At 44.0% G+C, this 26,646-nt stretch carries 14 protein-coding genes; all 14 read left to right on the top strand.

Annotated features, from left to right (window positions below):
* The first annotated feature begins 98 nt into the window (after positions 1-98).
* The 14 genes from AZ66_RS06470 (at position 99) to AZ66_RS06405 (ending at position 26,582) form a co-directional block, all read left to right on the top strand.
* Positions 99-1,232 carry an MraY family glycosyltransferase gene (locus AZ66_RS06470; RefSeq protein WP_021258879.1) on the top strand — a complete coding sequence of 378 codons (1,134 nt, stop codon included), beginning with the start codon at positions 99-101 and terminating at the stop codon, positions 1,230-1,232.
* A 653-nt stretch (positions 1,233-1,885) separates the two neighbouring features.
* On the top strand, positions 1,886-2,437 hold the full coding sequence (locus AZ66_RS29655) for a hypothetical protein (RefSeq protein ID WP_052648416.1): 552 nt from the start codon (positions 1,886-1,888) through the stop codon (positions 2,435-2,437).
* The gene (locus AZ66_RS06460; protein WP_052648415.1) at positions 2,434-5,892 is read left to right on the top strand and encodes an S-layer homology domain-containing protein; all 3,459 of its coding nucleotides are present in this window, start codon (positions 2,434-2,436) and stop codon (positions 5,890-5,892) included. The genes AZ66_RS29655 and AZ66_RS06460 overlap by 4 nt, the downstream gene beginning before the upstream one ends.
* A 613-nt stretch (positions 5,893-6,505) precedes the next feature.
* Positions 6,506-9,508 (top strand): S-layer homology domain-containing protein, encoded by a 3,003-nt coding sequence (locus AZ66_RS06455; RefSeq protein ID WP_044354085.1) that lies wholly within the window; start codon positions 6,506-6,508, stop codon positions 9,506-9,508.
* 188 nt (positions 9,509-9,696) lie between these two features.
* Positions 9,697-12,261, top strand: coding sequence for a hypothetical protein (locus tag AZ66_RS06450; RefSeq protein WP_044354084.1), 2,565 nt, complete (start codon positions 9,697-9,699; stop codon positions 12,259-12,261).
* 65 nt (positions 12,262-12,326) lie between these two features.
* Entirely contained in the window at positions 12,327-12,878 is a 552-nt protein-coding gene (locus AZ66_RS06445; RefSeq protein ID WP_044354083.1) for a hypothetical protein, read from the top strand.
* A gap of 86 nt (positions 12,879-12,964) precedes the next feature.
* Positions 12,965-13,246: an alpha/beta-type small acid-soluble spore protein gene (locus AZ66_RS06440; RefSeq protein ID WP_036619266.1), complete on the top strand. Its 282-nt coding sequence runs from the start codon at positions 12,965-12,967 to the stop codon at positions 13,244-13,246.
* Between the two features lie 159 nt (positions 13,247-13,405).
* Entirely contained in the window at positions 13,406-14,605 is a 1,200-nt protein-coding gene (gene metK / locus AZ66_RS06435) for a methionine adenosyltransferase (protein WP_005544758.1), read from the top strand.
* A 162-nt stretch (positions 14,606-14,767) separates the two neighbouring features.
* The gene (locus tag AZ66_RS06430; RefSeq protein WP_044354082.1) at positions 14,768-18,718 is read left to right on the top strand and encodes an Ig-like domain-containing protein; all 3,951 of its coding nucleotides are present in this window, start codon (positions 14,768-14,770) and stop codon (positions 18,716-18,718) included.
* A gap of 230 nt (positions 18,719-18,948) precedes the next feature.
* Positions 18,949-21,678: a stalk domain-containing protein gene (locus tag AZ66_RS06425; RefSeq protein ID WP_044354081.1), complete on the top strand. Its 2,730-nt coding sequence runs from the start codon at positions 18,949-18,951 to the stop codon at positions 21,676-21,678.
* Between the two features lie 61 nt (positions 21,679-21,739).
* A complete protein-coding gene (locus AZ66_RS06420) occupies positions 21,740-22,900 on the top strand; it encodes a sensor histidine kinase (protein WP_021257134.1) in 1,161 nt (386 codons plus the stop codon).
* Between the two features lie 8 nt (positions 22,901-22,908).
* Positions 22,909-23,628: a response regulator gene (locus AZ66_RS06415; RefSeq protein ID WP_021258870.1), complete on the top strand. Its 720-nt coding sequence runs from the start codon at positions 22,909-22,911 to the stop codon at positions 23,626-23,628.
* A gap of 97 nt (positions 23,629-23,725) precedes the next feature.
* Complete coding sequence (locus AZ66_RS06410) at positions 23,726-24,163, top strand: hypothetical protein (protein WP_044354080.1); 438 nt, start codon at positions 23,726-23,728, stop codon at positions 24,161-24,163.
* A 271-nt stretch (positions 24,164-24,434) separates the two neighbouring features.
* Positions 24,435-26,582 carry a DNA/RNA helicase gene (locus AZ66_RS06405; protein WP_044354078.1) on the top strand — a complete coding sequence of 716 codons (2,148 nt, stop codon included), beginning with the start codon at positions 24,435-24,437 and terminating at the stop codon, positions 26,580-26,582.
* Positions 26,583-26,646: the final 64 nt, after the last annotated feature.

Below are 26,646 nucleotides of genomic sequence, written 5' to 3'. Positions count from 1 at the left end.
TCATTTTCGTAAGTTTTCACATGAATCCGGCATTGGTGTTTCCATTTTGAACGGAGTATAATTCGATCCGGTAACATAAATGGGGGTTGAAACTACCGATGATGACCGTATACGCAATTGGTGGCTGCTTGGCAGCACTGCTGCTTGCCACAGGATTAACGCCTTTAGTGAAGAAATTTGCGATCAAAGTAGGTGCGGTTGACGTACCGAATGCGCGGAAAGTGCATACGCGCATCATGCCCCGGATGGGTGGTTTGGCTATTTTTGCGGCGTTCGTACTGACGCTGCTTGGACTTATGTTATTTATTCCTGATACACTGCTTGGTTCATCGCGAGATGCGAATCTTGTGAAGGCAATGCTTGCCGGAGGCTCCATCATTATTCTGATTGGTGCACTGGATGATCGTGTTGAGTTGTCCGCGAAAGCGAAACTGCTCGGTCAGATTGTAGCTGCGTGTGTCGTGGTATTCGGATTTGATTTAACTGTAGACTTTGTAAATGTGCCGTTTGGCGATAAATATTTATTCATTGAAACATGGATTGCAATTCCGCTTACGATCTTCTGGATTGTTGGTGTGACGAATGCAATTAATTTGATTGATGGCTTGGACGGACTGGCTGCTGGTGTTTCAGGTATTGCCATTGCTACTATTCTCGTCATGGCGATCTTTATGGGCAATCCGGTAATCATTTTGCTCTGCTCGATCTTGCTTGGAAGTATTATTGGATTCCTGTTCTTCAACTTCCACCCGGCTAAGATCTTTATGGGGGATTCCGGTTCCTTGTTCTTAGGCTTCAGCTTGGCTGTCTTGTCCATGCTGGGCTTCAAGCAGATCGCAATCATGTCTTTCATTACACCATTGCTTATTATTGGTGTGCCGCTGTCCGATACATTCTTCGCGATTGTACGCCGCTGGCTCCAGAAGAAGCCGATCTTCGCACCAGACAAAGGTCACCTGCACCATTGCCTGCGTGAACTGGGCTTCAGCCATCGCAAGACAGTGCTCATCATTTACGGGATTGCTGCATTCTTCGGATTGCTGGCGGTTATCCAATCTGTAGCCGCATCGCATGATGCGAACTGGGTAACGCTCGTTGTCATCTGTGTGTTGCTCGTATCGCTCCAGCTTGGGGCTGAGGTGATTGGTATCGTAAGTAAGACAAGAAAGCCGATGCTGAACATCCTGCATCGCTTGCGCATGAAGGTACACGCTGAATCACGTTCGAAGTAACATTAGTGATAGGTCTTTTATGGGGACTTTGATGAAGTAAGAACGCAATTATAATGTATGTTGTAAACAGAACCTTTGCTCTTGAGTAGGATCAGGCTTGTCCTGAACTACTAGAGGCAAAGGTTTTTTTATACTCGTCGAAAGTGTCCAATATGCATTTCAATATGATATGTACTTCTATGTCGCGCTGCTGGTTCTATATCAACCATTAGAATCCTTCCTTCTATAGAGTTATTTTTCCTCTTTCTTGGTAACCTCATATAGGATCGTTTATGAACTTCTTTAGTAAACCATTGAAGTGTGAATCTATTCAATTCAACCTTCAATTCAACTACTTGGCTATTCCCTTTTAAAAACACCTCAAAAAGAACCTCTACAAGTATCTTGTAAGGTCTGTTAAATCTTCTTTTTATCATTTCTAAGTGCTTAATAATTGCCCTCAATGTGTGCCACTTCACTAAAGTCTTCTGAGAGTTCTACTTCCGTGAGCACCACAGTAAGTGTTCTTTCTCTTCTCTTTGTATGTTCTCAATACCAACTTCGGAGTTTTGACTAAAATTTAGGACGAAATTAGCCGATAACAGAAATAACAAGTAAGAACGAGCCGATGGAGGCAACTCAACTACGGTTCTATAATAAGGAGGCTATTAGCGTTGAAGAAACTGGTATCCATACTGTTGACGCTCGCGCTTGTCGTTACGCTTATCCCGGCATCTCTCGGTACAGCAGTATCGACGGCATTCGCAGCAAGCGCCAACCACTTCGTATTTCCGAATGAACAGTATTCTCCTACATCTGCACGTATAACAAATAGTGAACGTGTGACGCTAGAGGGAACATTGAATGGCGTTAACGGAAATTCGATTTCTTATAGCGTGTACAAGCTGAACAAAAATCCTGATCCAACCGCGACGGATAAATATTTAGTGGATCAGAACGACAAACGTGAAGGCCAAACGGCCAACATTATGATCAATGGTTCGAAAATCCAATTGTATAATTTGCAGTTATATCCTGGATTGAACCAAGTTACATTCAAAGGCTTGCAAGGCATGTCGGATGTGTATGACTCGATCTTCATCGAGTATCGCAATGGTCCAACGATGTACGATATGTCTGTATCCTTGGATGGGAATGTCTACAACTTGAAAGAAGATGAGTCGACAATTGTTTACTCGGATGCTTCCCAAGGAAAAAATCGGTGAACGTTAGCATTTCGGGTAAAGCACCGAATGCAGATAAGGTACAAATCGAAGTGAACGGGCGAAGCTGGTCCTTCGGCGTATCCAAAAGCAATGATTGGACGTTCTTTGCTTCTCCAATTGCCATTGAGCAAGGCCGGAACTTAGTTAAGATTAAAGTATTTAACGGTACACAATCGGTTGAAACAACAAGAGAAGTGGCTTTTTTCAATGGTGATGTGACGTTCCATGATGTTCACATGAAGGAAACTGGCGGAACAACAAAATATGATTTATCGCAAAGTCCTACGATTACTGCCAATACTGATGGTGTAATTTATGGTCGTGTTCTTATCCCTTACGATGCTACAAAGACGAAACCGACTAGTGTTGGTGTTGCCTACGATTTAATTGAAACGGGTAGCGGTAATAAAACAAACGGCAATGCAACCAATGTGACAGAAGTCTCTTCGAATCCAAAATTTGTCGAGTACTCATTTGAAATACCTAGTGCTATCCAAAAAAATAAGCGTACCAACCTAACATTGACATCGACGAACTATGCTTTGTCTACTCCTTCATTGCAGAGTATGTCTGGATTTTCCGTATTGTTGAAGGATGCGAACCAACCATATATCTACGCAGCTAATTATTTGAGTGGATATAACAATACAATGACGCCCGGGGAAGCTGTGGCGCTGCAAGGCGGAAAGCTGGATGGTGCGCAGTTATTCTCCATGCCGGCTGCAATTCAATTTTTAGTTCCTAATGGAAGCAGTCCTAAAATTTCGATTGAATCGGTAACCGACGCATTAGGCAAAAAGCAAGATGCTAATACTTACCATTTAAATCCTACGATTGTTGCTCAGGATGTTACAGTTGAAAATATCAATGGGGTGCCGACTTCTATGAGCCGGGTTGTATACCTGATTGATAAGCTGCCAAGCACAGGGAAACAGACGATTGTGTTTCGTTTGGATGGCTCCACGGAAACATATACGGCAACGGTTACTCTTTTATATGGGCCATATGTAAAATACGATGGTGCATTTGACGGCCAAAAGATTTATACGGACACAACAGATGCTAATCGTCAAGCTCAGGTCATGAAAGAATTGCAGGACTTGGCGGGTCAAATCTACAATATTGCCAACGAAGAAGAGCTTAAATACAAAGGGACAGATCAAACGGTATTTTTCAGTATTAATAATACAACTTTGGAACTGGCTGAAGGCACAACAAAAAGTCAGTTTAAAATAGTTAACCAGAAAGATGCCTTTAATGCGTTGTATATGGGAGACAACAAAATCAAATTTGTATTCCGTTCCCAAAAATCGCATTACGAGAACACGATCACAGTAACGCTCATTCCGACTAACTTACCGGTTATTCCAGCACCTGAGACAGATGGAATCTATCCATACAGCACAACGTATCCGGATCCGAAGCCTAATGATCCTCGTTTTGAGAAAAAAGGCGGCGTTTATCTGACTCGTGAAGCGCAGATGAATGTGTATGGGACATTCGACTTTGTTGATCTTGGAAAAAATAAAGCTGAAATTGAAGGAAAGCTTACAACCTTGCGGGGCAGTGGTACTGCTAACGAGCTTCAGAATTATAAGCTAGTGATTCAATCTCCTGTCTTGAAGAACGATAAAAACCCATTAGGAAAAATCGAGTGGACATTGGAGAATATGTTCACCGACAAAAATGGGGATACGTACAATTCGAGTGCTGTGGTTAACGGAATCTCTGTTTACTATGATAATGATAAACAATTCTTTAGCTTTATTATTAAGGGTATAAATCTTCCTGGTGATGGAACTCCTGTCGCAATGAACATGACTGTATTTAACAGTGGCGAAGGCGGGCCTCGTGCAACATACCGTCTGGAAGTCGTACCAGTAGATGTGCCATACACGATTTTGAAACCTGCACTTGAGAAGCGTGTAGTTAATCAAAACTTCGTTGAAGTGATCATTGACTCGCCAGGCGCAGAAAAGGTAGTCATTAATAAAATTCCAGCAGAAAAAATTATTTACTACCCAAGCTATGACAAGACACAAAAGCCATACGAAAATGCGTATCGTGCATTTGTCGTAGGACTTAAAGCAAATAAAGACAATAAGATTGAAATTGCCATTTCAAGAGGCAAGGATACCTTCAAAAATACGATTACGGTGAAGTACGTACCTACGTCAATTCCAGGGGCTCAGTATATGGAGCCAATGAAAAAATCACATAAGGTATTTGAAGGAATAGTAAACTTGACCTTCGAAAAAGGCGCGAATCTCGTAAGACGCGACTATAATGTGCCGCAAAACTTCAAAAACCAAGTATTTAGTGACCATAATCTACTGTTCGCGATTGCGAATTCATTCGATGGTGAAGTAGATCGTCGTGAATTTGAGTATCAGCCAGCGAACTATGACTTGGCAAAGATAGAAGCAAAGAACATTTTCGAAGCAAGCTTCCCTGAACGCTTTATTAAGGCTGGTCCAGTTATTTGGATGGATCCAGGTCAAGCGGATGACATCAAGACAGACTCTGTCTATGATCCAATTAAATATGGTGTTGAGCCTTACCAATACCCAGGTTCGCCAATTGAGATGTTCTATAAGCGTGACCTACGCAATGAGCTGATCATGTCTAAACCAGGTAAATTGACATTGAGTTATGATAAAAACGTAACTGATGATGGTGGTCGCACTGTGAGTGTGTTCCGTTTTGATTCAGAATTACAGCAATGGGAGAACATTGGCGGTGTTGTAGATTCGAAGAAACATACTGTAACCGTTCCAATTACGCGCTTTGGATACTATGTAGTTGGTAAGATGTCTTATTCATATCATGATGTCGTACAGCATCCATATGCACGTGATTTCATTGAAACGATATTTGCAAAAGGCGTTATGAATCCATTTGATCCATTCTCCATGTTTGGAACAGATATGTATGTATCTCGTGGCGAATTCACTCGTATGATTGTTCGTGCGAAAGAGATGCCATTGAATTATGACGGTAAGAAACATTTCAATGACGTCGTTGTACCGGCGGCTGATAAGATGAATACGATTAATGTGAATCAGCTGTGGGACTTCCGCTATGTAGAGACAGCTGCACGAGATGGTATCGTACGTGGAGTATCTCCGAATGAATTTGGTGGAGACTACTCGATTATCCGTCAGGATGCAGCGGTTATGCTCGCGAAAGCTTTAAATATGAAGCTTGAGACGAAGCGTGATAAAGTTCGCAAGGATCTGTTGAAGTATTTCCAAGATGCGGACAAAATTGATTACTATGCACAGCCAGCGGTGCTTGCTATCGCGAAGAAAGGCTTCATTACAGGAGTTCCGATTGACCCATCTGATCCGAAGAAGGGTTATGTATTCCAGCCATCTGCGAATATGCTCCGTGGCGACGCTGCTCTCATAATGGCACGTGCTATGATTGATTTGAAGAAGCTGCCTAAGATGTAACTAAGTTTCAGTATATACAGTCTCGGGTAATAAAGTGGAGAGTCGATTACACTCGGCTCTCTTCCTTTATATATAGAAGATACTCATTGCAAATAAGATCATTGATCTGGTAAACATGTAATGAATCTACCTATGATCATATTCATGGGTGATCTGTCATTCAGTGGAAAACATTAGCCAGTGACTGCTTGCTAGGTTGGCGCTATACTAGGAGATGTATTCGTTAATGCATACATATAGATGAATTCAAGTATTGCAATATGTATAGCATATCCGTGTATATGCGTTGCTGAATGTAATTAGAAAGCATTGTCTGAAATCTGCGAAAAAATATTTAAATAATTTCAGACAAAGCGCAACTTTTTCGAAACCTGTGCGTTTAATATGATGAAGCTTGAATACAGTGGTTAAATTAATTAGTGTTCCCTGTATTTCACAAAAATATACTTTACGCTAGGCAGTTGACATTGTATAATGTCTAGAGTGGTATGAGTATTTCTATTTATTTTCATTTGTTCCTAATCGATTACTAGTTTCTGTGGCATGTCCTTATGTTGCAGACTTCTTTTTAGATTACATTTCGCTCACTCTGAGGAAGGGGGTGAATCGGCGAATGAGGGAAATGAACTATCAAACTTCTACGCAACAAACTAAACAAACGAAGCAATTTAGAGGAGGAGAAAAAAAGGTTATGAAGAAAAGATTGGCCCTTCTGCTTTCCGTTGCTATGGCGTTCTCTATGTTCGCAAACGTAGCTTTCGGTGCTGACGCAGCTAAAACAACTCAAGAGAAATTTGATGCATTGAAAACTCAAGGTGTATTCAACGGTTATCCAGATGGATCCGCTGGCCTTGAAAAAGACATGACTCGTGCAGAATTCGCGAAAGTACTCGTGAAATTGTTCGGTCTGAAAGAAATCAATGGTACTTATTCTTACAAAGATAAAAACTATGGTGCTAAAAACTGGGCAGCTCCATTCATCGAAGCTGTAACAGCTGAAGGCTTGATGCAAGGTAAAGATTTGACTAAGAAAATCTTTGACTTCAACGGTAAAATCACAGTTGAAGAAGCATCCAAAACTTTGGTTACTGCTTTGAAACTTGAGCCAGTTAAAGACGCTCAAAACAAAGCTACTGATTGGGCAAAAGGATACTTCGAAGCAGCAGTTAACGCTGGTTTGTTCTCCAAAGATACAAACCCTAAAGCTAACGCAACTCGCTCCCAATTGGTAGAAGCAGCATATGCAGCTGACGAATTGGTTAAAGGACCTAAAGTTGCATCTTACAAAGTAATCGACTCCAAAAACGTTGAATTCACAATGACTGACAAAGAAGTTGTGAAAGTTACTTTGGAAAAAGCATTGGAAGCTAACAAAGAAACTGAAGTTAAATTCCAATACAAAGGCAAAGACGTAACTGCTAAAGTTACTTACGCTATCACAGCAGCTCAAAAAATCGAGTCTGTTACATCTGAAAACTTGAAAGAAGTAGTTGTTAAATTCGACGGTTCTGTTGATAAGAAATCCGCTGAAAAAGAAGACAACTACGAAGTTAAAGATGCTAAAATTGACAGTGTAAAATTGCTTGACAAGAACACTGTATACATTCTTCTTAAGGAAGAAGATTCTTCCACAATGAAGAACCAAAAAGAAATCGAGTTGAAAGTTAAAGGCGTTCAAAACGAAGATAAGTCCAAAACTTTCGATCAAAAAGTGAAATTCACGCCAATCGACGTGAAAACTCCTGAAGTTAAAGAAGTTGTAGGCTTGGGTACAAAAGCATTCAAAGTTGTGTTCTCTGAGCCTGTGAAGAGAACTGGTGTATTCACTACAAGCAACTATAAAGTTGACGGCAAAACAGTTAGTGCATCCGTTAAGTATGTTTATCCAAACATCGCAATCGTAACCACTGATCTGCCTGTTGGTGAGCACAAAGTAACTGTCAGCAATGTTGAAGACTTCTCTGGTCTGAAAATTGCTCCAATTGAAAAAACATTTACAATTGCTGAAGATACTACTGCTCCAGAAGTTGTATCTGCAACAGCAAAAGATCCAATGGAATTGGAAATCGTATTTAACGAAACTGTTAAATCGATCGGAAAAATCTACCATGGAAACTCTAGCAACACGGGTGAGGTAGAGATTAAAGACAACGTTGTGACTGTGAAATTCGAAAAATCCAAGGCATTGTACTTGGGCGAAAACACAGTTCACATTGAAGGTGTAACGGATTACAGCGATAACAAATCTAATCGTGAAGTTAAAGTTAACCCTTCTTTGGATGCTGAACGTCCAGAAGTAACAAAAGTTGAATTGAAAAACAATGATCACCAGATCATTTTGACATTCAACAAAGAGTTGGATGCGTCTTCCGCAACTAACCGCGATAACTTTATCTTGAAGGATAAAGATGGTAAATTCTTCAAGCATGATTCTGTCAACAAAGCTGACGGTAAAATCTTGACAACACCAACTTACAAAAAAGACAAGAAAACCGTTACTATCGAGTTGCTCAAACCTTTGGATGAGGGTGACTACATCTTAGAAGTGAATGGTATCAAAGACAACGCATATGTTAGCAACACAATGCTTCCATTCTCTAAGAAGATCACTGCTGATGCAAAAGCTGGTTCTGCTCGTGCATGGACTTCCTACGACGGTAACCAAGACTACATCTACATCCAATTCCCTAAAGCGGTGAAAACGGATGGAGAAGGCGATGCAACTGTTAAAGCGAAGTACACAGTATTCGGTAAAACTCTGAATGATGATTATGAGACTCCAGTACTTGTACAACCAGATACAATTCGTATCGATGCTAAACGTGGTACTTTCTTGACAACAGAGGGTAAAGTTAAGCTTCCATATACACCAGCTGTTGTAGTTAACTTGGTAAAAGACATCGATGGCGACTATTTCGAAGTTGGCGAAAGCTACAAAGTTGTAATTAATGAACTTGGCGAGGCTAAGGTAACATATGCTGAAAAAGCTACTGTTTCCGATCGCAATGAGTTGAAAGTGAAATTGACTGGTAAGTTGAATAGTGTCGATGTTTCTGACTTCAAAGTTACTACTGAAGATGGAACTAAAGTCCCTAACAGCTACCAACAGGATGGAAATACGTTGACATTGAAATTCAATGATAACAACAAACTTCCAGCAGACCTGTTCGGTGCTAAATTGGTAGTAGTAAATGATAACTCCACAGATACATTCGGAAATCGTATTCAGAAATTCACTGCTGATGTAACAGGCGAAATCAGACCTGAAGCAACTGATGTTACAGTTAAATCTGTAACTGGTGCTACTTACTTAGAAGCAGAAGTTTCTGTGAACGCTATTGTTTACAGCAATTTTGACGCTAACACGTTCAAAAACTTCTTCAGTGTAGAAGTTAATGGAAAATCTGCAGAGGTTACTCAAATCGTTGCAGCTAAAGCAGGAGACAAAACGCAAAAAACATTCAAGATTGTCTTCAACCTTCCTAAAGATGTAACTGAAGTTAAGTCTGACACTACATTCCGTGTTGAGCTTAAAGAACAGGGTACTACAGTAATTCAAGACAGACAAGGTAATGCTATTAAAGACTTTTACCTTCCTGGATACTTCGTTAAGTAATTATTAAAAAGAAAGCCCCTTACAGGGGCTTTCTTTTTTGTTTATAAATACTAAGTTCTAATGATTGAAATAGTAATATCGTTTCCTTACAACAATGTAACCCTCAAACTTATTTCAAAACCGCAACCAACTCCTATCTATTCGCGTTATAATACATATAAGAGAATGAACAAATAGGAGGAACTAGATTGAAAAGAACAACGGCCATTGCGACGATGCTATCCCTGTCACTCGTACTCGGTACTTTTTCAATAACATTTACGACTGCACACGCTGCAAATAATCCAGCCAGCAATAAACAGCAAACTGCAAATAAACAACAAACAAAAGTTGTTAAACCAGCCCCAGTACATACCCTGAATGAACTAAAGCCAATTCGCCTAACAGCAAAGAGTTCTGTTAAGCTGACAGATGTTAATCTCAATAAGCAGGATGATGGAACTATTCTGACTTATACACTTACTTATTACAATAATGAGCAGCGGAGCATCCCACTCATTGATTATTGGACAAAGGTTCGAACGAAAAGTGGAACAGTATACTCAAGTAACTTGACAACTAAGGACAAAGAAAAAAAGAATGTACCGGCTCTTTCACAAATGAACGTCACATACTATACGAAGATTGCAAAACACTTAACAGTTAATGACCTGAATTTTGACATTTTAAAATGGGATTTTAGCAAAACAAATTTTGAAAATAGGTTAGGATCATTTACTATTCCGACTTGGATGATGACATCTACATTAGCTGGAAAAGCAAGTACAGTTCGGATGAATGATATTCCAATCAAAACAAGCATTGATGGTGTTATTGTATTTCCTTCGGGAGATTCCAATTATGTGAATGTTGCCGTCAACGTTGAAAATGCTGGTTTTAAACCATTGGAGAATCCTACTTATAAGTATGTGCTGAAAACTGCAAGTGGCAGTAATTATCCACTTGTTCCAGATAACATAAGTAAGGAATACAAGCTTCAGCCAAGTGAGAAAAAGACGTTAAACTTTATGACTGCAGTTCCGAAAAACATTATCCTTAATAAATTGGAGATGCAAGTATTAGCTGAAGATGAAACATTAAAAGTGAACTTACCGATTGCAACATTAGCTTTACCGCAATCAAACGCTGGAAATTCTAGCGTTGCACCATACAAGGAGAAAGTTATTAAAATAAATGATTCAAAAGTAAGTACAAAAGTAGTCACAGGTTGGTCCAATCAAAGCTTTGACCAAAATGAAATTACATTGACATTCCAATTTGAAAACCTGACGAATAGCCCTGTTAGCATACCTAAATACGAATTTGCAATTAACGGCCCTAATGGACTGTCTGTTCCGATTCAAACGAAATCGCTAGAAAATCTTACTCTAAAACCCTTGGAAAAACGTCCAGTTACCTTAACAGCTAATGTGAAATATGACATAGATGTTGCTAAACTTAAGCTGCAAATGAATAGACCTTCTGATCCTGAGCAAAAGGATACACCAAAGGATACAAAATTTAAATACCCAGAAGGTATTTATGGATTGCCTGAACTCCAGTCAATGAAAAATCAGACAGGAGTCGAATACAATGTTCAGCATAGTAAAGGTAATTTGGGAGTAACAATTGAATCGATGCAACGGCTCCCATGGGTAGATGGGGATATCCTGTCGGCCAAAATGAAAATCAAAAACAAAGAGTTTAAAACAATTCAATTGCCTGCTCTTGAAGGTGTATATAAATTAGATACAGCTGATATTACGGGTAAAACACAAGTTGTAAGCTCAAATGGTGCACTCATTATTGGACCAAAAGAAGATGTAGATGTATACATTGTTACAAAACTTCCTAGTTATTTAGATTTCTCACAAATTCAAGTGGCTCTAATGGAGAAATTAGGGGAGTCAGATCTGTCGCCAATGATCCAATTCACAAATAGTGGGAAGTTAACCGAATTGCCAGAGGTTAAATATGGGTCAATTCATAGTTTGAAAACACAAGGTCGTAAAGCAGATATTACAGCACTAAACAGCAAAGTATATCCAGGTGCTGCAAATCAAGTTATTTACACCGATCTAACTATGAAGAGCCTGGAAGAACGCCAATCTATCTTATCACAAATGGTTGGATATTATCGTACAGACGATGGGCGTTACTACAAGGCAAATATTACACAAGTTCAAGGGCCTACTAACCCGCAAGGACAAAATATACTGACTGCTTGGGCTAAGGTTCCAAGTACGATTGATCCTAAAAAGTTGCAATTTGTTATCGGTGAAGGAATTACCGAGAATAAACTGACCGCACCAAAGGGAGAATCTGATGGCTACGTCAACGCAGTAGCAATGAATTTGGATATTGCCCAGCCTTCTTTCAAACGCGACTTTAGAGATCTTGATTTCTTCCCATATAAGTTGTCGATTAATAACTTTACTGCAACTGCGAACAAATCTTCGAATTTGTCCATTGAGTTCACTTATGATTTAATTAGACAGCAAGATTACAATATTGGAGAGTACGAACATAAGTTAATTATTGAAATTACAGATACCAGTGGACGTAAATTCGAAAAAGCACTTGAAATTGGCAAGAAAGATTTAGAAGAAGCGAAAAGCAAATCATTTTCAACTTCTATTTCGGATACATTCTTTGAACAAGTTGAAAATGGAGCCTTCCAAGTATCGCTTTACGATTCATTCCAAGACGAAAGAATCAAAATCGCTAGTTATGGAAGCAGATATAATATCAAAAACTTGAAAACTGGTGACTAATAGAAAACTAGAAAAATCCCCTCTTAAATGAGGGGATTTTCGCTAATAGGAGTCAGGAGGAAAAAATGAACAAATTAACGAAGATTATCTTATCAACGGCATTAATAACTAGCGGAGTTATAGCAGGTTCTATTTTGGGTGTGAACGTATTCGCAGCAGATACGACGCCAGGGACGTCTTCCGATCCACTTGTAACGAAGAGTTATGTGGATCAGCAAGTAAAATCCCTTATTCAAGCTGAATTGAAGAAAGGCAATACAGGAAACGACACTGCAAACAAGGACAAAGATAACGCGAAGAAGGATCAGGCTGATACCGACACAACGAGCAATACGGAACTTAAAGTCGTAACGGTTAAAAGTGGCCAGAAGCTTGTTGCCAAAGCCGGAACTGAGGTCATTGTCCGCAACGGAAAAGCAGTCATTACAAGCCCGGATGAGAATGGAGTGCCGGATGTAACGGCAGGCACAGATATCAAGAGTGGACAAGCGGTTGCGACGAACCACTTGCTGTTGTTCCCTCGTGATGGACGTGGTGTGATGCCAGATCCACAGCAGGAAAATGGACTGATTATTATGGTTCGAGGTGGTTATTCAGTAGTACAAAAGGCAGAGTAATTAACATGAGCTGGCAGGGCGGGTAACATTTCCTGCGGGTGTATCTTTCCGAAATAGGCACAATAATTATCACCGACGCATATATAATGAGGGAGGATATTACCGTGAGCAAAAAAACGTTAGTGCCAGCCAGCAGAGACGCCCTGCACCGTATGAAATATGAGATTGCAGCCGAGTTCGGACTTCCGGTTTCTCATCACGGAGCGCATATTGGAATGGATACAGAGTTCGCTTCCGAACTCGGCAGCGTTCCGGTTCAACATACGACTAGTCATGCAGATTGGGGTACCTTATCTTCGCGGGATGCTGGTTCGGTAGGCGGCGAAATAACAAAACGTCTCATTGCCACCGCATTGCAGCAAAAATAGGTAATCCAACTTTTGACGCTTTCATTGACAGGACCGGACAAATACAGTAATATGATTTTTCGAAGGCTGCTATAACAACCTTTTCCATTCGGGAAAGGTTCATTTTTTGTTTAGGCTGCTCATGGGAGAGCCATATTATAGGTTAGGAGGTCGAGTCCTATGTCATTGAAAGGACGCCACTTGTTTACGTCCGAGTCCGTTACTGAAGGACACCCGGATAAAATATGCGACCAGATTTCGGACGCGGTATTGGACGCCTTTTTGGCGAACGACCCGAATGCTCGGGTTGCATGTGAAGTATCCGTAGCCACGGGATTAGTTCTCGTCATAGGAGAAATCAGCACAAAGGCAGATTATGTTGACATTCCATCTATCGTACGCAACACGATCAAGGATATCGGGTATACGCGCGCGAAGTATGGTTTTGATTATAATACCTGTGCAGTATTGACCTCGCTTAACGAACAATCTCCAGACATCGCTCAGGGGGTTAACGCCGGCATTGAAACACGTACTGAAGATGCCAAGCAAGAAACCGAGAATATCGGTGCAGGCGACCAAGGCTTGATGTTCGGCTTTGCAACAAACGAAACACCAGAACTCATGCCGCTTCCGATCGCATTGTCACACCGTATTGCTCGTCGTTTGTCCGAAGTACGCAAAGACGGCACACTGCCTTACCTTCGTCCAGACGGTAAGACACAAGTGACGATTGAATATGATGGAGATAAGCCAGTTCGTGTAGATACGATTGTCGTGTCGACACAGCATGCGGAAGATACAACATTGGAGCAAATCCAACGTGATATCAGAGAGCTGGTTATTACTCCGGTCGTTCCTAGTGAATGGCTTGATGATAAGACGAAGTACTACATTAACCCAACTGGCCGCTTCGTAATCGGTGGACCACAAGGTGATGCAGGCTTGACTGGCCGTAAAATCATCGTGGATACGTACGGCGGATATGCACGCCATGGCGGCGGAGCGTTCTCCGGTAAGGATCCAACGAAGGTTGACCGTTCTGCTGCTTATGCAGCGCGCTATGTTGCGAAGAATATCGTAGCAGCTGGCTTGGCTGACAAATGTGAGATCCAATTAGCTTATGCCATTGGTGTAGCTACTCCAGTATCCATTAACGTTGATACTTACGGAACAGGCAAAGTGAATGAAGAGAAGATTGTTGAACTGATTCAATCTCATTTTGATCTTCGTCCTGCAGGGATTATTAAAATGCTTGACCTGCGCAAACCAATCTACAAGCAGACTGCTGCTTACGGACACTTTGGTCGTACAGATTTGGATTTGCCTTGGGAACGTACAGACAAAGCAGATGCTCTGCGTGAGCAAGCGGGTTTGTAATCTAACCCTTTATTATTTCAGCGCTTATACAAGACCTCTTTCTGGGCTTTAGGCTTAGGAGGAGGTCTTTTTTGCGTGCCGGCGGTGATGAATCTAAACTATTTCCTCCTTTTTACCGACAAATAGAGTACAACTGTCTTCGGAATGAAAGGAGCATATAGAATGAAGAAATGGATTGCGGCTACAATGGCCTTTGTCCTTTTTTTAGGAGTGTTCGGATGGGGAGGAGTGCCCGAAGTGCACGCAGCTACCCCTCCTGCGATAGTCAGCTCATTGCCAGCTAACGGTGCGCAGGAAGTCTCGATCAATCCATCAAGCATACAATTTACGTTCAACGAAAAAGTATCCATGACGAATGGGTACATTACGGTAACGAACGAAAAAACAGGAGCACAGCAGCGCTTTGCTGAAACAAGTGCGAATGGAGTCGGAAAAATAGCAACAACTGATAACGTAACATTCCAACTGGAGGGGCTGCAGCCTTTTGAAGCAGGAACAAGATATGTTGTCAAAGTTGATGGAAAGCTCTTTTTGGGCGAAGCCTCTAAAGAACTGTCTACACCTGCAGAATGGGTATTTTCTATTAAATCCCAGCAAGAAGCGGCATCCTTCTCGCCACAAGGCCAAGGAATTGCTTTGCCTGCGGATGCACAAATTACGTTTAACCGTCCTGTCCAAGCGGGCCAAGGCAGCATCAAGATCAATAAGTTCAGTGACAACAGTGTCGTGAAGACAATCGCTGCGAAGGATTTCGTAGTGAATGGACTTACTGCAACGGCGAAATTGGATGGATTAGAAGCCGGAACAGCGTACTATGTCACGATGGATGCAGGCGCCTTTTTGGATTTGGATGACGGGACTCCCGTAGCAGGCTTCTCAGGCAAGACGTACTGGAACTTTACAACGACGCCTGGTGTTGATACGAATCCACCGAAAATAACAAAGCGCTCGCTGGATGGGACAGCTGTCCTCCCACAGACACGCTTGGAACTTACATTCGATAAGTCGGTCTATCAAGTGACAGGCAATATTGTGATTAGATCAGATGGACGCCAAGATATTGTGCTCCCTGTTACCTCAGCAATAATGGGAGGCGGCTCTGCGGTTATTCAGTCCACGAATGTTCTTACTTTGGAACCCAATCGTACATATGTAGTTTCCATACCGAAGGGAGCATTCCGTGATGCTGCTGGAAACTTGATGGAGGCTGTGGAATGGACGTTCCGAACGCAATCAACGGATACAACCGCACCTACGATTGTCAGCTTCGATCCTTCGTCAGGCAGTGTGTCTGTACCGGCGAACAAGACGTTAATTATTACCTTCAGTAAACCGATCGTGTATACGGGCAAAGGCGTGGATTTGCGGCGAAAATCCTATTCCTATTCAGAATCAGCCAGTGTAAACGTACGCAATTCGAAGGAGCTGTGGATTTACCCTGCCTCTAATTTGCAGGAAAATACCGTGTATACGGTTAGCATTGCAAGGGGAGCCGTTAAGGATGCAGCCGGCAATGAATTTGCAGGTTTGTCTGAATGGGCATTTTCTACGGCAATTACAGATCGGAATCCACCAACAGTAGAAGATGTGACAATGTACAACAACTCGTTAATTCAAATTCGATATAACAAGACGCTGGATAGCAACGCGAATCCGCCTTCCAACGAATTCACCGTACTAGTGAATAACGAAGGGCGGCGTGTCAGCAGCGCGTATACATCTAGCAATTATGTCTATGTGTCACTGGAGAGCGGCGTTGCAGTAGGTCAAGACGTCAAGATTAGCTATGCGGCACGCTTCCGCATGGTGCGTGATACGGTAGGCAATGTAGCTTCCAGCTTTAGCTCCCGTGCCGTTGAGAATAAGGTAGATACGACGCTGACGAAGCTGCGTGATGGGTATATTTCCGGTTCTACTTTATATTTATATTTTACAGATTCTCTGAAAAGCGTTTCTTCCTATGCAGACGGTCAATTTACCGTCACATACAATGATTCCACTGTAGGAATTGATAAACTATCGCATAACAGCAGCTCGTCTACCGTGACCTTGTCATTAAACCGTTCTGTATCGAACGGAGATGTTGTCAAGGTCAGCTACACGCCAGGTAATTATCCACTAGAGGATACCCGTGGCAGTAAAGTAGGAACGATCGATGAGTTTTTCGTTCGGAACAGCTATGACAACAAGCCGCCGGAACTGAAAGAGGTAACGGTGCTTGGAACAAAGATGATTCTGAAGTACAACAAACCGATGGATAAGAACAACATTCCAATGAAAAACCAATTCTCTGTACTCGTGAATGAGAAGGCACGTTACGTCACGAAAGTTGAGATTAAGGAAAATCGGGTGGAACTGACCCTACAATCGGCGGTATCGAAAACAGATAATGTAACCGTATCGTATGTGAGAGGGAATCCGCCGCTGCGCGATTGGAATTACAACTATGCTTCCAACTTGAACCTTGTATCTGCTTCGAATTCGACAGATAGTGAAGCTGCGACTGTCCAATCGGTAACCTGGAAGTCCCCTTCGATAATCTTGACGTTTAACAAACGACTTGAATCGATGTCGGCGTCCTATTATCCGCAGTTTCTGGTCACTTCAGGCAATCAGGCGATGAGTATTAAACAAGTAACAGTCAGCGGAACGCAGGTGACGATCGAGTTAACGTACCCTCCGACAGATGGAAGCAACTTAAGTGTAACTTACAATACAGGTTCCAAAGCACTTCAATCAGAGGCAGGAATCGAAATCAAGACATTCTCCAACTTGAAAGTAGGGGCAACGGGTACAGGCACAGGTGGAACAACGACCGGGTCGCTGGATAGCTATTTTGTGAAAAGTGACAAAGATAGCTCCTTCGGAGACTATGCGTATGTCCTGCTTCAGAATACAGCTCAAATTACCACTGACCGGACAAGCAGCGGAGCAACGGTCAATCGTTATACGCTTGATACTACTAAAGTGAAGACGGCATTTGAGTTTGCTGGCCAATCTTTGGATTCGGATAAGCAGCTTCGATTCGAAGTGCCATCCACAGAAGCGGGCGCGCGGGTCGTGGTACCGTTAGCCGCCTTTGAAAAGGCATATTCGCGAACCGATGCGATCTGGTTTACCGTGAAGTATAAGGAAGCTGTATACGGAATATCGCTTAATCGCGATACGATGAGCAAGATCATCCAAAGAACGCAAGGATCAATGACAAATTCTTCGCTTCTCTTTGAAATCGATCCGGTCAATGAAACAGCTACGATTACGAATGAGCTTGCAAGTGTAGAGGCAACAGCAATGGTGAAGGCTTATCAATTCTCGCTGTTCAATGTAGTTAACAATGGTGCGGGTAGCGCGTTGAATATTGATACCGTTGTAAAAATGAAGTCTTCCCAGTCAGTAACTGCCGGCCGGGCAGCATTAGTAGAGTGGATGAAGAATTTCTCGAAATTAGGATACTTGCCAACCAAGGTGTCTCGTGCAGGATTAGATACAGTAGCCATTACGAATATGGTGGGAACAAAGATTATTCTCTTTACGGTGGGGAAACAATCCTTCATCGATTTACAGGGGCATTGGGCACAAGGGGATGTGACTGCCCTCGTATCCAAAATGATTATGAGCGGACGCAGCACAACTAAGTTCGAGCCGAACAAGCCGATTACGCGCGAGGAGTTCGCTGTCTCGATTTCCCGAGCGCTAGGACTTGAACCAGATAGTGAAGCTGTCAAGCGTTTCCGCGATGTGAATCAAGGAGATATGACTGGAGCCTACATTGGTGCGGCTATCCGTGCAGGTGTAATTACGGGCTTCCCAGATGGAACATTCAAGCCGAAGCAATTTGTGACACGCGAGCAGATTACACTTATGATGGTTCGTGCTGCACAAGCAGCAGGATATCGCATGTCCGCTGCATCGACAGATGTGCTGAAGTCATTCAAGGACTATAAGGAATTTACCCGTGCAGGTGCAACAATCGTGGCACAGGCCGTACAGGATGGGCTTATTCAAGGAGTTAGCACCACTCAATTCCAGCCTAAAGGTTCGGCAACTCGCGCGCAGGCAGCCATTCTATTAGTTCGATTATTGAAAAAGGTAGATTATATAACATTGGATTAATAATAAATAACGAGAAGGAAGCTCTGTCTACTAACGGCGAATAGCCCGGAAGGCAGGGCTTCTTTTTGTTTTCATCCTGGCTTCGCTCAGGCATTATATCGTAAAATCCACCAAATACGTTACAAAATCGCAACTTTTTGTCGATTTTGGTAGTCTATATAATAGTAGAGTTGACACGCGAACATATTGACATTTATACATAATAGGACGAAATGGGAGAGAGAAGACATATGGGCAAATCAAATCAACCTGTCCTCCACACTCACACAAGACGGATGGGGACAAAGGCTGCGGCAGTCGTGCTATCCGGCGCACTGTTCATTCATCCTGCATTTGGATGGGGAAACTATGTTTATGCGGATGCACCGGTAGAATCGACTAGTGGGAATACGCATGCACCATTGAATTCATTGCAAAAGCTCAGCGAAGAGATACTTACCTCAGGTGCTAGATTGGTTACCTATCAATACGCGTTGCAGCGGGGCACGAAAACGTATAAGACTCGAATGAATGTGATTGAGGCCGACTTAAGCAATCCCTATATTAAACTGGATGTCATGACAGGGAAGGACGGCAAGACAGCTACCGGGAACCCAGTCACGAAGATGACGAAGGAAACCGGGGCAGTCGCTGGTGTAAACGGGGACTATTGGATGATGGGCTCCGACCAAGTTCCAATGGGAGGCTCCATTTCAAAGGGAGAGATGATTACAAGCCCTGCGGAACTTACAGGCATGTATGCCTTTGCCGTAACGAAGAGTGGTACGCCTACCATCGATCAATATCGCTTCACAGGAAATGTGGCCTTGGCGGATGGCCAAACGTTCCCGCTGTCAGGTATCAATAAGATGAAGTACGATAAAGAGCCTGGGAAGCAGCATAGCCATATAAATGCTATGTATGTCTACACAAGTACTTGGAAAGGAATGAAGCGGCCGAATGACACGACGACAACTCCTACAGAAGTGCTTGTACGCAATGGGGTCGTAGAGCAAATCTCCGATATGGGTGCGCTACCAATGGAAGTTCCTGAGGATGGCGTTATTTTGCGTGGACACGGGCAGGCTGCGGAATTCATGCGTCGTACCATGCAGGTAGGTACATCTCTCAAGATTGATTACAAACTGTTGTCTCAGTCGACAGGCCAATCCGTAGATCCATCCTCTTTCCAAATGATGATAAGCGGTCATACGCTGCTCGTTGAGAACGGCAAGGCATCCAGCTTCACTCGTGATACGAGCGGCATTAGCGGCAGTGGTGTAACGGCTCGTACAGCGGTTGGTTACTCAAAGGATGGACGTTATGCCTACATCGTAACGGCTGAATCGAACAGTGTAAGCTCGGGCTTTACATTGAAGGAATTCCAGCAGGCACTCGTGCAGGCTGGTATCTGGAAAGCGGTGAACTTGGACGGCGGTGGCTCCACAACAATGACGAATCGGCCATTAGGCGAATTCGATACGAAGCTAACGCATGAAACCAAAGAAGGTGGCAACAATGTTCGTTCTGTTGTCAACGGTCTCGGCGTGTTCACGACAGCTCCAGAAGGTAAAGTGAAGGGCATGACCCTGAGTGGAGAAAAAACGCTGTTTATCGGGCAGCGTGCAACCTACAGCATGAAGGCCTATGATGAGCATTACAATCCGGTAGATGCTTCTAACTTGGATGTGAAATGGAGCTCTGCAGACGGCAAGATAAAGTGGGATAAGGATGCCTTCGTCGCTCAATCCTCAGGCAAGGCTACTATTGTAGCTACGTCCGGAGGAGCGAAAACGACTGCAGAGGTAACGATCATCGGAGCGAAGGACTTATCGAGTCTGCAAATCGCTACCGGCTCAGCTCCACTAAGTGCCGGCGCGAGTGTTCCAGTGCCAGTGAAGGCTACCTTGCTGAATGGCAATCAGACGATAGTACCTGTATCTGCTGTGAAGTGGGAGATTCGCGGCTTCAACGGTAAGGTTGAGGATGGCGTGCTTAAAGTGAATTCGGTTCCAGAAGGATCAAAGATTGGCTATGCCATTGCAAGCTATGATGGCTTGAGAACAATGATTCCTCTGACACTTGGATCGGAGAAATTAATAGAGAATTTCAATCAAACAAATATGAGTATCTCCTTCTCTGGATTGCCGAAGGGCAGCACGAAGGGACAAGTCAGCATCGAAGGCGGATTTGGCGGCCACGGTGCGAATGACAAAGTATTGAAGCTGTCCTATGATATGAATGCAGGCGGTAGCGCTGATAAGTTTGCCTATGCAGAATTGAATGGTTCTACAGGCATGGAACTTCCTAATGGCACTAGCGGTTTGAAGTTCGACGTCTATGGAGACAAGAGCTTTACCAATTTGCGACTAGAGATCCATGATGCCAACAAGAAAGCTCACTATGTAAATGTAGCAGAATCGATTAATTGGGAAGGTTGGAAGACAGTAGAGGTTGATCTATCGTCACTGGGTATTTCTTATCCAGCTAAGCTGAAACGATTATATTTGGTCAACTTCAAGGAAGATCAGGACGAACGTGCAACAGAAGGAACAGTGGCGTTTGATAACTTGATCGCACAGCTTCCCGCTGGTTCATCGGATATTTTCCCTACAGCTACAATGAATTTGACTGTGAACAGCAAGTCTTCCAAGGTGAACGGCGCTGTGAAGAAGCTGGACGTGGCACCAATCGTGTTGAATGGTTCTACCTACGTTCCGGTACGAGTTGTGCTTGATGCATTTGGGGGCGAAGCACTCTGGAATGGTCCAGCGCAGACGGTTACGATTATGCGCGGCGAACGTTTCCTTGAAATGATCGTGAACCAAAAAGGATTCGTCCGCAACGGCTCTCGACTTGCATCGGATGTCGCACCTATTATTCGACAAGGACGGACTTTAGTCCCGCTTCGCTTCGTATCGGAACAATTAGGCCTAACTGTAAAATGGGAGCAAAATACGAAGTCCATTACTATCCATTGATGTGGTATCATTAAGGATGAAATTCCATTCATCCTTTTATGAACGAGGAGACCGAACGTTAGTGGATAATCAAGTCGATGTCATTGATCGCGTCATTAAGAACGCCATCAAAGTGATGGAAGAGAGCAAATATCAGATTTACGAAATATTGGATTCGTCTCGGAATGAAGCGATTGCTATGAACGCAGAACTGCAGATGGTTATGGATCAGACTGCTGAAATTTGTGATAAGGTGGACGAGCTGGAGCGGAACTATCGTCTGGCTCGTCTGCGTTTGACAGATGTGAGCCGTGATTTTGTCCGGTATACCGAGGAAGATATCAAGCAGGCCTATGAAAAGGCGACGCAGATGCAGCTTGAGCTGATGATGTATCGGGAGAAGGAAGGTTACTTGAAGACACGGCGGGATGATATTCAGAAACGATTGCGCGCGATTGAGGGTTCTGTGGAACGAGCAGAGACAATTGGCTCTCAGATGAGCGTTGCGCTTGAATATTTATCCGGTGATTTGAGTCAGGTAACACGTATTTTGGAATCCGCCAAAACTCGGCAGCTGCTCGGATTGAAGATCATTCTGGCACAGGAAGAAGAGCGGAAGCGGATCGCACGTGAAATTCATGACGGCCCCGCGCAATCCCTTGCTAATCTAGTGCTTAGGACGGAAATTGTAGAAAGAATGCTAAATAAGCAGGAATTTGAAATGGTGCAGAACGAAATAGTAGATTTAAAATCGCAGGTTCGTTTCGGCTTAGAAGAGATCCGTAAGGTGATCTTTAATTTACGTCCAATGGCATTGGACGATTTAGGGCTTGTACCGACTCTGCGCAAATTTATACATGACTATGAAGACAAGCACAGAATTAAGACTTCATTCGAGGTTAGAGGGCTGGAACGCCGGCTGCGCTCTGCGATGGAAGCAGCTATTTACCGATTGGTTCAGGAGGCCTTCACCAATGCAGCGAAGCATGCACATCCTTCTTACGTTACATGTGAATTGACGTATGATGAAGAGGAAGTACGCGTGATCGTTCGCGACAATGGCTTTGGTTTCAAGGTAGAGTCCCTGGAAGAAAAATCGAAAGAGCACGCTCATTTTGGCCTGCTGGGCATGCAGGAGCGGGTGGAGCTGCTCGAAGGCCGTATGGAAATTCATTCGGCGGAGAACCGTGGAACTCGCATCGTGATACAAATTCCGACGAATGTGGAGAAGAGAGAGGAGTAAGCAACCTTATGGAGAATCGTAAGAAGGACATAGAAACAATAAAAGTACTCCTTGCTGACGATCACCAGCTCTTTCGCGAGGGCTTGAAGCGTATATTGAATATGGAGGACGATCTGGAGGTCATTGGCGAATGCGGCGATGGCATTCAGGTGCTTGAATTTTGTAATAAGGAAGTGCCGGACGTTGTTCTGATGGATATTAATATGCCAATTGAGAATGGCGTGATCGCCACAGAACGATTGCGTGATATTTTTCCGGATGTAAAGGTACTCATCCTTTCGATACACGACGATGAGAGCTACGTATTTGAAACGCTGCGCAAAGGAGCTTCTGGCTACTTGTTGAAAGACATGGAAGCTGAGTCTTTAATTAATGCTATTCGTTCGGTTGTAACAGGGTACGCTTACATCCATCCAAAGGTAACGGGCAAGCTTATTCAGCAGCTTCGACGGATGACACTGCTTGACGGCAACGGAATCGTGAGCAGTCAATCGAGAGATGCAGGCGTGAAGTTCATTGCTGCGGAAGATAATCCACTGACAAGACGTGAAGCTGAAGTACTTCGCTTGATGGCGGAAGGCAAGAGCAACAAGATGATTGGCGAATTCTTATTTATTAGTGAGAAGACCGTTAAGAATCATGTCAGCAGCATTCTGCAGAAAATGGAGGTCGATGATCGGACGCAAGCGGTCATCAATTCCATTAAGAATGGTTGGGTAACTTTATAGCGCATTGTCCCTAGAACTGAATCACATGGTTAGCCGGCGCTTGTCCGTCACCCCGGCATCTATTGCGGCATACACTTGGTAGTAAGGAGGTGGCCGCATGATCGCAATGCTATGTTGGATTGTGGGATGCTTCGGACTCGCGATAGCGGCTGTTCATCTGGCTCATCAATGGAAGCAGCTCGTACGTGGCGCTAGACCTGCGCCTTGGATGCATGTCGTGCTTGTGACGGAAAATGATGAACGCCATATCGAGTGGGTGATTCGTGCGTATAGTTGGTTTGCTTGGCTGAAAGGACGCAAGCTGCATTTCACATTTGTCGATAGCGGTTCTACGGATGCTACGTTTCCAATTGCTTCACGTGTAATGAGCGGCTACGATATGAGCTGGAACTTGCTTGTGATTCAAAGGAATGAGCTTGAGGCAACACTGCAAGGATTGAAGCAGCAAGCAGCGGCAGAGACATTGATTGTAATTGAGCCACGGAGTACAGAGGATTGGCGGAAAATTCCTTTTAAGGCTCGCAGTGCCTTGTAAGCGGTGTTGTTCGGAGAGATATGGAATATCGAATCGAACAATACTATAAATACCGTTATATTTGGTAAGTTTACTGAAGTTTAGGGTTGTCAGAATCCGTCGATTCGTATACAATTTTATACAAATACGATAAGGCGCTGGGCATGAAGCACATGCCACCCGATTCCACGGGTGGGGTGTGCTTTTTTGCGTAATTTGAGCAGATGCGCATCCAGATATCAAGCAGCAAGCATGCTCCGGTGAGCCGTATGGCGAAGGAGAGGGAATAGTCATGCAAGTAAGAATTTATGCCGTGCGCACGGAGTACGGATGGCACTCAGGCATCACTGTAGATTGGCGTGTTGATGTACGCTTTTGGTTAGCAGGGGAAGGGAGTCTGTCCCGTGGGTCGAAACTCGTTGTTTTGCACCAGCAGCTGCCGATTCAAGTTGGCATCGCTGTACTGGAACATTTCATGCCAAGCGAAGCTATGGAGCGTTGGGGAGAGCAGGGCTGGGTTCGTTATTTTGCTGATATTCTTTCCCCGTGTGTGGAGGTGCTTGAAGAAGAAGCTAAGCGGAGGCTGATGCAGGAGCATCTAGCTGTTGCGATTATCGAAGCGCCATATTCGGAGCCGACCTCCAAGCTGTTCGTCATGGAGAAGCAGAAGCCTATGTATCGGGTCGCAGAACAATCCATAGCCTATGCAACAACACAATGGGATACGGATCAATCTGGGCTGCCTGCTTCTTTCCTTGGGGAAGGTGTTCTTCAGGCAGAAGTGTGGTCCGCAATGCATGCTGATGCCTATCGTGTTGCCTACGAGATTCGTGGTCGATTGCTTCTGGAGGAAGAATTGATTCAATTGCTGCGCGATGCAGGGGCGGAACATTTAATTGCGAGCAGATATTCGCTTATCCAGTGGGGCTGGCTGCATGGCTGGCTGGAGCTTAGGGCAGGAATGTCATTAACACGCCTGGATGACGTCGGTAAATTGCCTAATGCTAGCCGTATTTCACAGCTGAAACGAGTCATGCGATCCCTCTATAAAGCCTCGGTTACGATTTGCTGCGGACGCTGTGGGAGTTCAGAGGGCTTAAGTAGCTCATCCTGCTCGACTTGCCATTCTGTACAATGCTGGACTTGTACACAATGCTTGAATGTGGGGCGCTGCCGGTCTTGTGCTATTTTGATTGCTGGCAAGCTGTATCGAGGTGACGACAGTGCCGCAGCGCTTATTTCGAATCGGGAGGAGCAGTTAGAGAAGTGGGGGCTTGCTCCAGCACAGTTAGAGGCAAGTAGACGAGCATTAGATTATATTGATGGAGTTCGTGCGAAGAACCAAGATGCTAGGCAAACTGAGATGAATACATTTGGACGTAGAAGTACGGTACAGGGAACAAGGAGGAATTTGCGCAAGGGGGCCTTTTTATTATGGGCCGTAACTGGGGCCGGAAAGACGGAGATGATTTTTCCGCTCGTGGAGGACACGCTGCTGCATGGTGGGCGTGTATTGATTGCCACACCGCGACGTGATGTTGTACTGGAATTGAAGCCTAGGATAGAGAAGGCGTTTCCTGCACAGAAGGTCGTTACGTTGTATGGAGGTAGCCCGGAACGGTGGCGAGATGGAGATATTACTATCGCGACCACCCATCAACTGATTCGTTTCGAGGAGGCCTTCGAATTAGCTATTATCGATGAGCTGGATGCATTCCCTTATCATAATGATCCTATGCTGCAGCGTACAGCAGAACGTGCTTGTATGCCCGGGGGTGTGTTCGTTTATTTATCCGCGACACCGCCAGAGGCGATGCAGCAGGATGTTCGAAGGGGCAAGCTCTCTCATGCGAGGGTGCCTGTGCGTTTCCATCGTCATCCACTTCCTATCCCGATGAGAATCACAATGCCTTCGGTTGCTCAGTGTTTATCTGCACATGGGCTGCCAGCAATTCTGCTGGCACGCATGAATTATTCGGTACGTAGAGGTGCCCAGCTGTTTGTGTTCCTTTCTCGTATTCGTCAAGTAGATCCGCTTGTACGTCTGCTACGCGAACGTATTCCCGGTGTCCATATCGATGGAACGTCAGCGGCAGATGAGAGCCGAGGGGATAAAGTAATTCAATTTCGAGAACGGAACATTCGTGTGCTCGTCACGACAACGATTCTGGAACGAGGTGTGACGGTACCGATGAGCGATGTATTCATTCTTGATGCAGACGATCGCTTGTTCGATGCAGCTTCACTTGTACAGATGGCGGGCAGAGCGGGGCGTTCGAAGGATGATCCTGCAGGATTGGTCGTGTTTGGCTCCCCACAGTGGAATCGATCGCAGCGGTCAGCAGTTCGGCAAATTCGGGACATGAATCGGATTGCAGCCAGAAAAAGGATATTTGCTGTCAGGAGCGGACAGGAGACAGCGAATTGGGTAGAAGAATGAGATGGGGTGACTTGCTGGAGAAGATATATGGCGGGATGCTTAGTCCGAGTCAGCAGGCATGTAT

Origin of the sequence: Paenibacillus sp. E194, assembly GCF_000935845.1 — a bacterium.
Taxonomy (GTDB): domain Bacteria; phylum Bacillota; class Bacilli; order Paenibacillales; family Paenibacillaceae; genus Paenibacillus_B; species Paenibacillus_B alvei_B.
The sequence above is the reverse complement of the archived record's forward strand: the minus strand, read 5'-3'. Positions and strand labels throughout refer to the sequence as shown.